Below are 13,428 nucleotides of genomic sequence, written 5' to 3'. Positions count from 1 at the left end.
GCTCCTCTCGGTTGGTGACTGATAGAGCGGGGAGTGCCCCGGACCGGATTCGATCCGGTGTCGTCACGGCACCCGCGATGCGGGTCCGGGGCTGGGGTGTTGGGGTCAGCGCTGGACGACGGGGCGGTGAAGGTCCCGGTGGGTGACCGAGACCCGGTAGCCCTCGGTTCGCAGCCGCTCGGCCAGGACCCCGGCGAAGGTCGGGGCGCGGTGACGGCCGCCGGCGCATCCGTCGGCCACGGTCACCGCCCCGGCGCTGGGACCGGCAGCGAACGCGGCCACCGCCGTGGCGGTCGCGTCGACCAGCGCGGTGATGCCCGGCGTGTTCAGCACTGCGGTGCGGACCGGCTCGTCATCGGCGGTCATGTACCGCAGCTCCGGGCTGACGTGCGGGTCACGGAAGTGCTCGCGCAGATCGATCGTCAGGTGAGCGGCGGGCGGGGCGCTGTGCAGGTAGCCGAACGAAACGATCTCGATCTCAACGTTCATCAGGACTCCCAAGCGGTGAGGAAGGGGTGTTCCGGCTCCCCTCAACCCCGCCCGTACAGCCCCGCAGGAAGCGGTCTGGACGGGCGGAGGAGGCAACCGGCCGCAGCCCAGAGGGTGCGGGTGGTCAGATGACGCGATGGGCGCGGCTGCCATGCCGGTCCAGCAGTGGCAGCGCCCCAGGTATTCGTCGAAGCATCGGAACTCCCTCGGCCGCAGGGACGGGGATGAGAGTTCGGTTCTCGTGTTCGCACGGCGCCGCTCGATCCGGGGAGATCCGAAGTCCCGGACGTCTGAGGGGGCGGCTTCAAGGTGAGCCGCGCGGTTCTTTCGAGTCGGTGGCGTGTCCCCCATCTGGGGTGTCGGGCCCCGGTGTGACGGGGGCCCCTTCTCGGCCGACTGGTCTCCACTCGCCTCGCCGCAACGGTCGCGACGTACTGCGGTGGATCACGCTGTGCAGTTGTCGGTATGGCGCAATCGCCCCACTCCGAAAGTTCCGGATTGGGCGGTGGCCACACCAAGAGACTGGACCGGTGGACCGGTCCAGTCAAGTCGCGAAACAAGAGTTGGGAGAGCTTGGATTGAAAGTTCGCAGCTCAGACGGCATGACAAGCCATCAAAAAAAGCTGGACCGGCGGACCGGTCCAGCTCCATTCGGGGGCTTGCTTTGACTACATCGCGTAGGTGTCGACCTGCTCGAAGAGCGAGGAGGGGGTTACCCCCTCCTCGCAGACCAGGGGATGCCCCTGCTCGTCGTGCGCCGTGTGCAGCAGCACTGCGACCGGGGCCCCTGTCGGCACTCCCAGACGTTCGGCCTCCGTCTCAGTAGCGAGGCGCACGGTGGTGATGTCGACTCCGCTGGTCGGAAACCGTCCGGTCTGACGGCGAACGTAGCGTGTCGTACCTTCTGCGATCGGGGCGGTGTCAGCCAGGCGGGGCGCCGCTTCCGCGATGTCCGGCGGGAACCATGCCTCTACACAGCTGTGCGGGGCTCCGTCCGGGAGCTGGAGGACGCGGACGCGTCGGAGCGCCTTCACGCCGGGGGCAATGCCGAGCGCGACGGCGACGCGGGCGGGAGGCTCTGCCCAGTCAGGCTCGCCGATGCGCAGGAAGGGCATCCCGCCCAAGATGCGAGCCGAACCGGCGCGGCGCGTGCCGGCAGGACGGGCCACGGGCGTCTCCGACACGACAAAGCCGGTGCCCTGCTTGGCAACGACCACGCCGTCATTGCGCAGCACGTCCACAGCCTTAATGGCAGTGGCGCGCGACACCCCCCACTGTTCGGCCAGCTCCCGCCCGGACGGGATGGTCTTCCCAGGTTCGATCCCACCAGCAGCAATTCGGGCGCGCAGTGACTCAGCGATCTCTTCGTACTTCAGAACGGCCATGGCTTCCCCTATTCCGCACGCTGGACTGGTCCACCGGTACACAGGATACTGCGACCATGTCGAATCTCGAATTGGCTCCCTCCGTGATGCGGTTCTACGGCGAGACTGTGAACGAGGACAGCCGCCTGCGTACCTCGGCAGACGGCCGGATGGAGTTGGTCAGGACTCAAGAACTCCTCCGACGCTTCTTGCCCCCCGCGCCAGCACGCGTGCTGGACGTGGGAGGGGCGACCGGGATTCATGCTGAATGGCTGGTGAAGGACGGCTACGACGTCACTCTCGTGGACCCCGTGCCCCGCCATGTCGAGAGCGCGTCTGCCGTGTGCTCGGCGTACGTCGGGGACGCGCGAGAACTGCGCGAGCCTGATGACAGCTTTGACGTTGTGCAGCTACTCGGGCCGCTCTACCACCTGCCCGATGCGAATGATCGAAGCAGAGCATTGACGGAAGCCTGCCGGGTGGCGAAGCCGGGCGGGCTGGTCGCTGCGGCAGCGATCAACCGGTACGCATCACTCTTTGAGCACGCCACGTACGCCCACCTGCACACTGAACGGATTCACGACTCCGTCTCCAAGATCCTGGAGACAGCCGTCTATGACGGCGTCCGAGGTTTCACCCTGTCCTACTTCCACCGGGCCGAAGAGCTGGTAGAAGAGCTGACCGCCTCCGGCCTGACGGACGTACAGGTCTTCGGTATCGAGGGACCCGCGTGGTCTCTGGTGAAGGCTGCGGAGCAGCAGCCGGGCGAGGGCCCCACGGACGGGTTGCTGGCGTCCGCCTTGGCCGCCGCCCGTATGGCAGAGCCGTACCCGGAGCTGCTCGCAGCCAGCTCTCACCTTCTGGCTGTGGGCAGGGCCCCCGCCCACAGCAACGGCTGACGATCGCCGTCTCAGTTTCCGTCTCGTTCACTGCCGTACGCCACCGTTCACGGCCGTACTCCGCCCCTTGCGGAAGCACGGAAAAAGCCTGCCGCGAACGGCCGTGAACAGTGGCGTACGGAGCCCTGACCAGCAGGAACAGACCTCGAAAGCGAGTGTGGGGAAACTCACCGAGGGTTCAAATCCCTCCGCTACCGCTCTCACACCCTCCTGAACTGCGGAAACGCAGTCAGGGGGGTGTTTTGCGTGAGGCATGCGCCGCGCGACCGTGCTGCACCGGAAGGCCCCAGGAGAACAACTGGTCCGCGCGCCAGTCGCGTTGCGCATTCCCACGGAGGGATATGGCCCTGCGGTCCCTCCGAGATGACGCCCCGCACCCGGCCTCACCGCCGGCGATCAAGTCCGCCATCGACACAGCCCGCTCAGATGCGGCTGCGCCGCCCACGTGGGAACCCGGCTGGACAGAAGTCCTACCCTTGGTGGGATAATGGGGGTATGGCTATCGAGCATGCACCTCTGCACGAGACCACCGTCAAGAAGTCCGTCACCATCCCCAGGTCGCTAGCCCGCGAGGTAGAAGCCCGCACGGGGGCTCGGGGCTTCTCCAGTTTCGTCTCCGACGCCGTCGAACACGCCCTCGCCCTGACCAAAACCAGGGAGATCGTCGAGGCGCACGAGGAGAAGCACGGCTCCTTCACTCCCGAGGAGATCGAGGAGGCCCGCCGGACATGGCACGGCGAGTAGTCCCGGCGTTCCCCCGTGCCCTCCTCATCCTCGATGCACAGCCGCTGTCTCTGCTGGCCGACCAGGACCGCAATATGACCTTGATGCTCAAGGTCGCCGAAACCGAGGGGTACGCGGCCGCGATCTCCACCGTCAGCATCGCCGAAGTCCGCCGCACCGGACAGGCCGCGAACCACCTGCGCTGGCTCCGCTCCCGACTCACCGTCATTCCGGCGACCGAGATCATCGCCGACCGTGCGGCGAAACTGCTGGAGGACGCCGGTCTGGACGGTCACGAAAACGTCGTGGACGCGCTCGTGGTCGCCACGGCGGCCTGCTCCGACGGGCCGATGAAGGTCGCCTCCACCGACGGTTCCCACATTCCGAAGCTCTGCCACGCGGCATCCGTGGGCCGCAGCAGCCCCGTGGAGTGGGTTCGCGTCTGACTCCTCCCCCGACCGCCGCCCGGACATCACGCGCGCGGGCCCCGGCTCGGGAACGAGCCGGGGCCTGCGGGCTGTGCTTCTGCTCAGGTCGGGGGAAGCGGCATCGGGGGGACAAGCCGCTCCCCCCGATGAGAACGGGCCCTACCAGCCCTCGCCGCGATCGGGGGGATGCTGCGGCGAGGACCCCACAGAGGGGCCCAGTTCCTCGCCCTGCGGACTTCCTGCCACATCCGCCGGGCTCGTCATCCATCCTGCCTGCCCGCAGAAGCCGCGCGGCCGGGCAAAGGGCCCCGATCTCCGGGTCCTTGGTCCTTAAAGTCCGGATGAGTGATCGGAAACAGCAGGCGGATACGGCCATTCGTGCGGATAGACTCGCCCGACCGCGCAGGCGATCGAAGGGGAGTCAGGGGCCGATGGTGCAAGCGAAGAAGATCGCTCTCTACTTGATAGTCGTCTTCGTGCTCTACACGATCATCACGTCCCCGGCACGGGCCGCCGATCTCGTCCAAGTAGGGTTCGAGGGCGTTTCGAGTGCCGCGCAGAGCGTCGGTGACTTCATGTCCGAGCTCGTGAAGTAGGAGTACCCGCATGATCCGCCATCTGGTCCTGTTCAAGCTGAACGACGGCGTCGAGCGCGACGACCCGCGGGTCGTCGCGGGGGCCAGGGCCTTCCAGGAACTGGCGGACAAGGTCCCCGGGCTGGAGTTCTGGGAGTGCGCCTGGAACATCACCGACCGGCCGATCGCGTACGACTTCGCCATCAACTCCGCCGTCGCCGACGAGGCCGCGCTGAAGAGCTACATCGAGCATCCGGCCCACCAGGCGGCCGCCGGTCAGTGGCGTGAGTTCGCCACCTGGGTGATCGCCGACTACCCGTTCTGACCCCTTCGGCCCTGCGAGCCCCTCACCACAGTGGTGAGGGGCTTTTCTTTGTGTTTAAACCGATTCGAGGCCAACACGGCGCAATAGGGTGCTTGCACATAGTGGACATGTCTTGTGATGCTATGACCGCTTTTGACGGATGAGTTGATCGAAGTTGACCGCAAAGGGGTGGCGTCACCGTGCCGGCCAGTACAGCGCCTCAAGTGCCTCCCCAGACCGCCCAGACGGGGCAGACCACCCAGACGGCGTCCGCCGTCCAGACGGCACCGCCCGCCCGGACGGAGCAGACCGTCCAGCAGCCGCAGAGCGTCCAGCCGTCACAGGCCGTCCAGCCGCCGCAGCAGGTGCAGTCGGCACAGGAACAGGCGCAGTCGGCCCAGGAGCAGCCGCAGGCGGCCGTGCAGACGATCGAGACCGAGACGCCCGACGACACCGTCACACCCGCCCGGACCAGGGGCGCGGACACCAGGGCGCTCACCCAGGTGCTCTTCGGGCAGCTGAAGGGGCTGGAGCCGGGGACGGCGGAGCACGGCCGGGTCCGGACGGCGCTGATCGAGGCGAACCTCCCGCTCGTGCGGTACGCCGCGGCGCGGTTCCGGAGCCGCAACGAGCCGATGGAGGACGTCGTCCAGGTCGGCACGATCGGCCTGATCAACGCCATCGACCGGTTCGACCCCGAACGGGGCGTCCAGTTCCCGACCTTCGCGATGCCCACCGTGGTCGGCGAGATCAAGCGGTACTTCCGGGACAACGTACGGACCGTCCACGTGCCGCGCCGGCTGCACGAGCTCTGGGTCCAGGTCACCGGCGCCACCGAGGACCTGACGACCGCTCACGGCCGCTCGCCCACCACCGCGGAGATCGCCGAGCGGCTGAAGATCTCCGAGGACGAGGTGCTGGCCTGCATCGAGGCGGGGCGCTCGTACCACGCGACCTCGCTGGAAGCCGCCCAGGAGGGTGACGGCCTGCCCGGCCTGCTGGACCGGCTCGGCTACGAGGACCCGGCGCTGGCCGGGGTCGAGCACCGCGATCTGGTCCGGCACCTGCTCGTCCAGCTGCCCGAGCGGGAGCAGCGGATCCTGCTCCTGCGCTACTACAGCAATCTGACGCAGTCCCAGATCAGTGCGGAACTGGGTGTCTCCCAGATGCATGTGTCAAGGCTCCTCGCCAGAAGTTTCGCCCGACTTCGATCCGCAAACAGGATCGAGGCGTAACCGGAACGGGTAAATCACTCCCTGGAAATTCCCGCCGGATCGCATGTGGCAAACCCCTTGTTAACAGCACAGACTCCCCCAAGACTTGTCGACAAGTCACTACAGCGCGTTGCCGACATGTGACATTCTGCGGGAACCGCGTTTGCCGCCGCCTCACCTCCGGTATTCAGGTGGAGGCTGCGTTCCTCCGATGGTCGCGGCCGCCGCGACCGTCCGCGACCTCAAGGGGGTGGCATGTCCGCAGAACAGGGCAGCTCGAAGGTGCTCACGCTCACCAAGAGCGCACCCGCACCCGTTGTGCTCACCAGCTCGTCGGAAGCCATCGACACCCGCACGCTGTCCCGCTCGCTGTTCGTGCGGCTCGCCGCACTGGGTCCCGCACCGGGTCCCGATGGAACGGACAGCCCCGAGCGTGCCTACGTGCGGGACACACTCATCGAGCTCAACCTGCCGCTGGTGCGTTACGCCGCGGCACGGTTCCGCAGTCGTAACGAACCCATGGAGGACATCGTCCAGGTCGGCACGATCGGCCTGATCAAGGCGATCGACCGGTTCGACTGCGAACGCGGCGTGGAGTTCCCCACGTTCGCGATGCCCACCGTCGTCGGCGAGATCAAGCGCTTCTTCCGCGACACCTCGTGGTCGGTACGCGTGCCCCGCCGGCTCCAGGAGCTCCGGCTCGCCCTCACCAAGACCAGCGACGAGCTCGCCCAGAAGCTCGACCGCTCGCCGACCGTGCCGGAGCTGGCCAAGGCGCTCGGGGTCTCCGAGGAGGACGTCGTCGACGGCCTGGCCGTCGGCAACGCCTACACCGCCTCCTCGCTCGACTCGCCCTCACCCGAGGACGACGGCGGCGAGGGCTCGCTGGCCGACCGGCTGGGGTACGAGGACGCGGCGCTGGAGGGCGTCGAGTACCGCGAGTCCCTCAAGCCGCTGCTGGCCAAACTCCCGCCCCGTGAGCGGCAGATCATCATGCTGCGGTTCTTCGCCAACATGACCCAGTCGCAGATCGGCGAGGAGGTCGGCATCTCGCAGATGCACGTCTCGCGCCTGCTGACCCGCACGCTCGCCCAGCTCAGGGAGGGGCTCATCGCCGACTGACCCATGCGCAGCCGCGCAAGGGTTCCGAATTGACGGACCGTCAGCCACACTGGCGCGATGCGACGTCAGACATTCGGCCCGCCCGGCCGCCGGGGCACCGTGATCGCCGCCTCGGCGGCCGTGCTGTGCCTGGGCGCGGCGCTGGCGGGCTGCGGCGACGGGACGGGCGGCGGAGGCTACACGGCCATCGGCGCCGCGCAGACGGCCCCCGGAAAGGCCCCCTCGGGGGCGGTGCCGCCCTCGGGGAAGGTCACCCTGGTCCCGCTGGACGGGGACGAGCAAGGGGACGAGCGCGGGGACGAGCGCGGAGGCGGCAAGAAAGACGGCGACGGCAGACGCGGCGGCGCCTCGCCCTCACCGGGCTCCTCGGCCGCGTCCCGCGACGCGGGCGGTGCGGGTGATTCCGGCGGTACGGGTGGTTCCGGCGGTGCTGCCGGGCGGCCGGGTGCGCCGGGCCGTACAGCGGACGGTTCCGGCACCACGGGCGGCAGCGGCACAGGCGGCAGCGGCACGGGCGGCGCGAGCCCCACGGGCGGCTCCAGCGGCTCCAGCGGCTCCAATGGCTCCGGCGGCTCCGGCTCCACCGCCACCGCGACCCCGTCCGCGCCGGGCTCCACCGCCCCCGCAGGGGCGGCCGTGCTGAAGGTGGGAGCGCCCGAGCGGGCGGCGGCGGACCAGCGCTGGTGCGAGAAGGTGACCGTGGAGTTCCGCAACACCGGTGGATCACCGGCGCGTTCGGGCACCGTCACCTTCGCCACGCACGTCATCGGCGGGCTGGGGATCGACTGGGCGACCCTGGAATCGACAGCGCCGCTGCCCGCACCGATCGGCGCGGGAGCGGCGCGGAAGAAGACGTACACCGTCTGTGTGGACGCCTGGCGGGTGCCCCTGGGCATGCATGTCGAGACCCGGGACGTCACCGCCGTCTGGAAGTGACGGATGGGAACGGGGTGACCGGAGGGCCGGTCAGCCGAGCGCGAGCCAGGCGACCGCGCCGAGGACGACGATCACCGCGACGACGATGGCGATCAGTCCGGTCCTCGGGCCGGACGACACGGCCGCGGGCTGCTGCCGGCGCTGCGGCTCGCCCTCGTCGACGAAGGCGCGGAACATCTGCGTGTTGCCTGCCGGGTCGCTTGTGCCCTCGGGACCCTGCGGGGCGTGGGGGTTGTGTGCCATGTCGCAGGACCCTAGCGAACTCGGCGCAGGCGCCCAACCCCCGGGGCGGTGAAGGCGCGAGGCCGCGGCCGGGGAACCGGCGCCGAAGGCGCGGGTGAGGAGTGCGGAAGCCTCGGGTGTCCGGCGGGGATGGCAGGTATGTGCGGCGGGAAGCCCTCCGGGCCGGCCGGCCCCCACGCCGTGACCCGGGCCGCGCCGGGCGCCGCGTCTCCCGCGCAACACCGGTGCGCCCCGGGCCACTTGGGGATCGCGGCCGCCCGCGCCCACCGGTCCTCCCGTATATACACGCGAGGGGCGGTCGCACACCGCTCGCGGGCGGGGCACCATCGCCCGCCGGGCGGACCGGCCCGGCGGGAGACCGGGCTCCGGACCGTGCCGCCCGTACCTCCTGTGTGGCACGAGACACATCCAGCACTCGCGCACCGCACACGCTGGGGCTTTGACTCCAGCTCTACGGAGCCTTTTGCGTTCCTTTACTTATGCAAGCCCTTTTTCGTTTGCCTGCATCAACCAACGGCTTCTATGGTTGCCCTAAGCAACAAGATGGCCGGTATGAAGATGTGTCTGGGGGTCCCGTGGCTGCACGGAGTCAGTATGAAGAACTGGCCCGGCAGCTGAGCGCCATCGGCGCCGTGAAACGAGGACTCGCCCGAACCCTGCCGGCCGAGTGCCCCGCGGGCTCCGCGGCCGTACTGGCTCTGCTGAGCCGGCACGGCGAAATACGGATCAGCAGACTGGCCGAACTACTCGACGTCAACATGTCGGTGACCAGCAGACACGTCGCCCACGTGGCGGAACGCGGCTGGATCGAACGGTCTCCGGACCCGGCGGACAAGCGTTCCCGGATCCTGCGGCTGACCCCTGCGGGCGAGGACGTGCTCGGCGACCTGAACCGCCGGACCACCGAAATGTTTGTCCACCATCTCCAGGATTGGTCCGACGAAGAGGTCGGGCAGCTCAACACACTGTTGGCCCGGCTGCGCGACAGCTTCTCCTGTCGCAGTTCCGGCGGGTGCGCCCCCGGAAGGCACAGCGGTGACTGCCGCTCCCGGCCGGCCGACGGCAACGACGGCTCGTACACCCGTACACCCGTGTAACAGAAGCAAAGACAAGGATTTCAATGGCTACGACCACACCAACCGGTGTGCGGGGCGGCCACGCCAAGCACGGAGGGAACGATTCCTCCGACGGCACGCCGATGACACACCGGCAGATCATGGAAGCACTCACCGGGCTGCTGCTCGGCATGTTCGTCGCGATCCTGTCGTCCACCGTCGTCTCCAACGCCCTGCCGGAGATCATCTCCGACCTCGGTGGCGGTCAGAGCGCCTACACCTGGGTCGTCACGGCCTCGCTGCTGGCCATGACGGCGACCACCCCCCTGTGGGGCAAGCTCTCCGACCTGTTCAGCAAGAAGCTGCTGGTCCAGATAGCACTGATCATCTACGTGCTCGGCTCGGTCGTCGCCGGTCTGTCGACCAGCAGCGGCATGCTGATCGCCTGCCGTGTGGTGCAGGGCGTCGGCGTCGGCGGTCTCTCCGCCCTCGCCCAGATCGTGATGGCCGCGATGATCGCCCCGCGCGAGCGCGGTCGTTACAGCGGCTACCTCGGCGCGGTCTTCGCCGTCGCCACCGTCGGCGGCCCGCTGCTCGGCGGTGTCATCACCGACACCAGCTGGATGGGCTGGCGCTGGTGCTTCTACGTCGGCGTGCCGTTCGCGGTCATCGCCCTCATCGTGCTCCAGAAGACCCTGAAGCTCCCGGTCGTCAAGCGCGAGGTCAAGGTCGACTGGACCGGTGCGTTCTTCATCAGCGCCGCGGTCTCCCTGCTGCTCCTCTGGGTGACCTTCGCGGGCGACAAGTACAACTGGATGTCCTGGCAGACCGGCGTGATGCTGGCCGGCTCCCTGCTCCTCGCCCTGCTCTTCGTCTTCACCGAGTCCCGGGCCCGCGAGCCGATCATCCCGCTGCGGCTGTTCCGCAACCGCACCATCACGCTGGCCTCGCTGGCCTCGCTGTTCGTCGGTATCGCGATGTTCGCGGGCACCGTCTTCTTCAGCCAGTACTTCCAGCTGGCGCGCGGCAAGTCGCCGACGATGTCCGGTGTGATGACGATCCCGATGATCACGGGTCTGTTCATCTCCTCGACCCTCTCGGGCCAGATCATCACCAAGACGGGCCGCTGGAAGGCCTGGCTGGTCAGCGGCGGCTTCCTGCTCACGGCCGGTCTCGGGATGCTCGGCACCATCCGGTACGACACCACGTACTGGCACATCGCGGTCTACATGTTCGTGATGGGTCTCGGCATCGGCATGATGATGCAGAACCTGGTGCTCGCCACCCAGAACCAGGTCGACCCCAAGGACCTCGGTTCGGCCAGCTCCGTCGTCACCTTCTTCCGTTCGCTCGGTGGCGCGATCGGTGTCTCGGCACTGGGCGCCGTCATGGCGAACCGCGTCACCCACTACGTCAAGGACGGCCTGACGGACCTCGGTCCCCAGGGCGCGTCCATGGACACCGGCGGCGGGGGCATCCCCGACCTGGACAAGCTGCCCGGACCGATCCGTACGGTCGTCGAGGCCGCCTACGGACACGGCGTCGGTGACGTCTTCCTGTACGCGGCTCCGGCCGCACTGCTCGCCTTCGTGACCACGATCTTCATCAAGGAGGTCGCGCTGAGGACGAACGCCGCGAACGACGCCCCCCAGCCGGAGGCAGAGGCGGCGGCAGTGACGCCGGCCGACGCGGCGGTCCTCGCCGAGGTCCCGTCCGGCAGCGCGGCGCTGGTCTCCGAGGGAACGGCCGGCGTCACCGCGGTCGACACCCTTCAGGCCCCTGCGGTGGCGACCCTGCGGGGCACCCCGGTACGCGGTGTGGTGCGCGGCGCCGAGGGCGCGCCCGTCGGGCACGCCGCCGTCACGCTGATCTCGCTGGGCGGCCGGCAGCTGGGCCTCTCGGCCGCGCAGGCCGACGGCGGCTACGCCCTGGACGCCCCGGGCACCGGTTCGTACGTACTGATCGCGTCCGCCGACGGCTTCCAGCCGCAGGCGTCCACCGTGGTGGTCGGCGAGGAGCCGCTCACGTACGACATCCTGCTCGCCGGTACGAGCGGGCTGGCCGGAACCGTGCGGGCAGCCGAGGGCGGTACGCCGGTCGAGGGCGCCATGATCATCGTGACCGATGTGCGCGGCGACGTACTGGCCACCGGCAAGTCCGGTGAGGCGGGCGAGTTCGCCTTCGGTGAGCTGATCCCCGGTGCGGTGACCGTCGCGGTGAACGCGGCCGGGTTCCGCCCGATGGCGCTGCCCGTGGAGGTCGGCGGCCAGGGTGTCACCCGGGTCGACGCCGCACTGCGGTCCGGTGCGCTGGTGCAGGGTGTCGTGCGGGCCGGTTCCGGTCTGCGGCCGCTGCCGGACGCCCGCGTCACGCTGATCGACGCGGCGGGCAACGTGATCGCCAACTCCACGACCGGGGAGGACGGGGCATACGCCTTCGCCGACCTGGACGCGGGCGAGTACTCGGTCATCGCGACCGGATACCCGCCGGTGGCGGGCGCCCTGACCGTGGCCGGTCGGGGTATCGACGGCCACGACATCGAGCTCGCCCACCCCGGCGAGTAGTCAAGACCCCCGGCGGGACAGCGCTTCGAGCGGAGAGGCTGTCCGCGCCGGTGGAAATGGGCCCCGGTGGCGGGGACGGCAGGCAGGGGACGGCCTACCGTCCCCGCCCCGGGGCCCGACTCATAGAGTGACCCGTTCCGTGAGCGGGCGGGTCATTGAGCAAGGAGAGAAAACGGGATGGGACTTCGCGCACAGGTACGGACGCGGGACGGCTGGGCCGTCCAGCACGCGGTCGTGACGGTCACCGACATGACCGGTACGCAGGTGCTGCGGGCCGCCGCCGACGAGGACGGGGCGGTACGGGCCGATGCCCCGCTGTCCGCGGGCGCGTACACCGTGATCGTGACGGCGGTCGGGTACGCACCCGCCGCCTCGACCGCCCTCGTCACGGCGAGCGGCCGGGTCGAGGCCGGCACGGTGGTACTGGCCCGCCAGGGCGGGGTGGAGCTGCCGCCGCCGGGCGCCTGGTCGCTGGACCCGGCGCACTGCTCGGTGGGCGCGGTCGCCCAGCACCTGGGGATCTCCAGCGTGCACGGCCGGTTCACCGAGTTCGGCGGCCGGATCGAGATCGCCGAGGACGTGCAGCGGTCCCGGGTGGAAGCGGTCATCAGTGCGACCAGCATCGACACCGGCAACGGAATGCGGGACAAGCACCTGCGGTCCCCGGACTTCCTCGACACGGACCGGTTCCCGGAGATCACGTACCGCTCCAGCGGGCTGACCCCGGCCGGCCCCGACCGGTGGACCGTGCACGGTGAGCTGTCGCTGCACGGGGTGTCGCGCCCCATCGACCTCGACCTGAGCTACCTCGGCACCGGCCCCGACCCGTGGGGCGGCGTGCGCGCGGCGTTCCGGGCGACGGCCGAGCTCCGCCGCGAGGACTTCGCCATGAACTACAACCAGGTGATCCAGGCGGGCATCTCGGCGATCGGCACGACGCTGCGGGTGGAGCTCGACATCCAGGCCGTGCAGGGCGATTCCCTTCCCGCCGCGTAGCCGTCCGCGGTCGTAGGGTCTGTTCCATGGCATCCAACATCGCGACCAACACCGCCGTGGAACTCGACGCATTGCTGGCCTTCGTACGGCCCAGGCACCGGGCGATCCTGCTGACCACCCGGTCCGACGGCCGCCCCCAGGGCTCCCCGCTCACCTGCGGCGTCGACGAAGCGGGCCGGATCGTCGTCTCGACGTACCCCGAACGCGCCAAGACCCGCAACGCCAAGCGGGACGAACGGGTGAGCCTGATCGTCCTGTCCGACGAGTGGAACGGGCCGTGGGTGCAGATCGACGGCTCGGCCGAGGTGATCGACTCACCGGACTCGGTCGAGCCGCTCGTCGAGTACTTCCGCACCATCTCCGGGGAGCACCCCGACTGGGACGAGTACCGGGCGGCGATGGTGAAGCAGGGGAAGTCGATCATCAGGATCACGCCCGAGCGCTGGAGCCCCATCGCGACGGGCGGCTTCCCGGCGCGGCTGGCATCCGATGACTGACCGGATGCCGGACCGGATA

The 13,428-nt window shown here is 69.3% G+C and carries 15 protein-coding genes; 12 read left to right on the top strand and 3 right to left on the bottom strand.

Features of this window, described 5'->3' with window-relative positions; all coding sequences use genetic code 11:
* Positions 1–105: 105 nt before the first annotated feature.
* Positions 106–489 carry a RapZ C-terminal domain-containing protein gene (locus ACZ6S6_RS30375; protein WP_469707924.1) on the bottom strand — a complete coding sequence of 128 codons (384 nt, stop codon included), beginning with the start codon at positions 487–489 and terminating at the stop codon, positions 106–108.
* Between the two features lie 668 nt (positions 490–1,157).
* Entirely contained in the window at positions 1,158–1,874 is a 717-nt protein-coding gene (locus ACZ6S6_RS30370; protein WP_469707923.1) for a GntR family transcriptional regulator, read from the bottom strand.
* A 56-nt stretch (positions 1,875–1,930) separates the two neighbouring features.
* Between ACZ6S6_RS30370 and ACZ6S6_RS30365 the strand changes: the two genes are divergently transcribed.
* The 8 genes from ACZ6S6_RS30365 (at position 1,931) to ACZ6S6_RS30330 (ending at position 8,054) form a co-directional block, all read left to right on the top strand.
* Positions 1,931–2,752, top strand: a complete 822-nt coding sequence (locus ACZ6S6_RS30365) for a class I SAM-dependent methyltransferase (protein ID WP_469707921.1) — start codon at positions 1,931–1,933, stop codon at positions 2,750–2,752.
* Between the two features lie 495 nt (positions 2,753–3,247).
* Positions 3,248–3,496: a hypothetical protein gene (locus ACZ6S6_RS30360; RefSeq protein ID WP_362961497.1), complete on the top strand. Its 249-nt coding sequence runs from the start codon at positions 3,248–3,250 to the stop codon at positions 3,494–3,496.
* A complete protein-coding gene (locus ACZ6S6_RS30355) occupies positions 3,481–3,921 on the top strand; it encodes a type II toxin-antitoxin system VapC family toxin (protein ID WP_362961495.1) in 441 nt (146 codons plus the stop codon). Before ACZ6S6_RS30360 ends, ACZ6S6_RS30355 begins: the two co-directional genes overlap by 16 nt.
* 413 nt (positions 3,922–4,334) lie before the next feature.
* The gene (locus ACZ6S6_RS30350) at positions 4,335–4,499 is read left to right on the top strand and encodes a hypothetical protein (protein ID WP_185092260.1); all 165 of its coding nucleotides are present in this window, start codon (positions 4,335–4,337) and stop codon (positions 4,497–4,499) included.
* 10 nt (positions 4,500–4,509) lie between these two features.
* Entirely contained in the window at positions 4,510–4,803 is a 294-nt protein-coding gene (locus ACZ6S6_RS30345) for a Dabb family protein (protein WP_362961493.1), read from the top strand.
* A 344-nt stretch (positions 4,804–5,147) separates the two neighbouring features.
* Complete coding sequence (locus ACZ6S6_RS30340; protein ID WP_469708116.1) at positions 5,148–6,017, top strand: RNA polymerase sigma factor SigF; 870 nt, start codon at positions 5,148–5,150, stop codon at positions 6,015–6,017.
* Between the two features lie 234 nt (positions 6,018–6,251).
* Positions 6,252–7,118: an RNA polymerase sigma factor SigF gene (locus ACZ6S6_RS30335; protein WP_123460544.1), complete on the top strand. Its 867-nt coding sequence runs from the start codon at positions 6,252–6,254 to the stop codon at positions 7,116–7,118.
* Positions 7,119–7,175: 57 nt separating this feature from the next.
* Positions 7,176–8,054, top strand: coding sequence for a hypothetical protein (locus ACZ6S6_RS30330; RefSeq protein ID WP_469707917.1), 879 nt, complete (start codon positions 7,176–7,178; stop codon positions 8,052–8,054).
* A gap of 30 nt (positions 8,055–8,084) precedes the next feature.
* Here ACZ6S6_RS30330 and ACZ6S6_RS30325 read toward each other — a convergent pair whose 3' ends face one another.
* Complete coding sequence (locus tag ACZ6S6_RS30325) at positions 8,085–8,297, bottom strand: hypothetical protein (protein ID WP_362961489.1); 213 nt, start codon at positions 8,295–8,297, stop codon at positions 8,085–8,087.
* A 575-nt stretch (positions 8,298–8,872) separates the two neighbouring features.
* Between ACZ6S6_RS30325 and ACZ6S6_RS30320 the strand changes: the two genes are divergently transcribed.
* The 4 genes from ACZ6S6_RS30320 to ACZ6S6_RS30305 all read left to right on the top strand — a co-directional run bounded on the left by ACZ6S6_RS30320 (position 8,873) and on the right by ACZ6S6_RS30305 (position 13,409).
* On the top strand, positions 8,873–9,394 hold the full coding sequence (locus ACZ6S6_RS30320; protein WP_362961487.1) for a MarR family winged helix-turn-helix transcriptional regulator: 522 nt from the start codon (positions 8,873–8,875) through the stop codon (positions 9,392–9,394).
* A gap of 101 nt (positions 9,395–9,495) precedes the next feature.
* On the top strand, positions 9,496–11,916 hold the full coding sequence (locus ACZ6S6_RS30315) for an MFS transporter (RefSeq protein WP_469708115.1): 2,421 nt from the start codon (positions 9,496–9,498) through the stop codon (positions 11,914–11,916).
* Between the two features lie 177 nt (positions 11,917–12,093).
* Positions 12,094–12,912: a YceI family protein gene (locus ACZ6S6_RS30310; protein WP_362961483.1), complete on the top strand. Its 819-nt coding sequence runs from the start codon at positions 12,094–12,096 to the stop codon at positions 12,910–12,912.
* Positions 12,913–12,938: 26 nt separating this feature from the next.
* Positions 12,939–13,409 carry a PPOX class F420-dependent oxidoreductase gene (locus tag ACZ6S6_RS30305; protein ID WP_469707914.1) on the top strand — a complete coding sequence of 157 codons (471 nt, stop codon included), beginning with the start codon at positions 12,939–12,941 and terminating at the stop codon, positions 13,407–13,409.
* The last annotated feature ends 19 nt before the right edge of the window (positions 13,410–13,428 follow it).

This window comes from Streptomyces sp. NPDC048671, from assembly GCF_055587045.1.
Note: the sequence above shows the minus strand (reverse complement) of the source record. Positions and strands in the feature narration are given on the sequence as shown.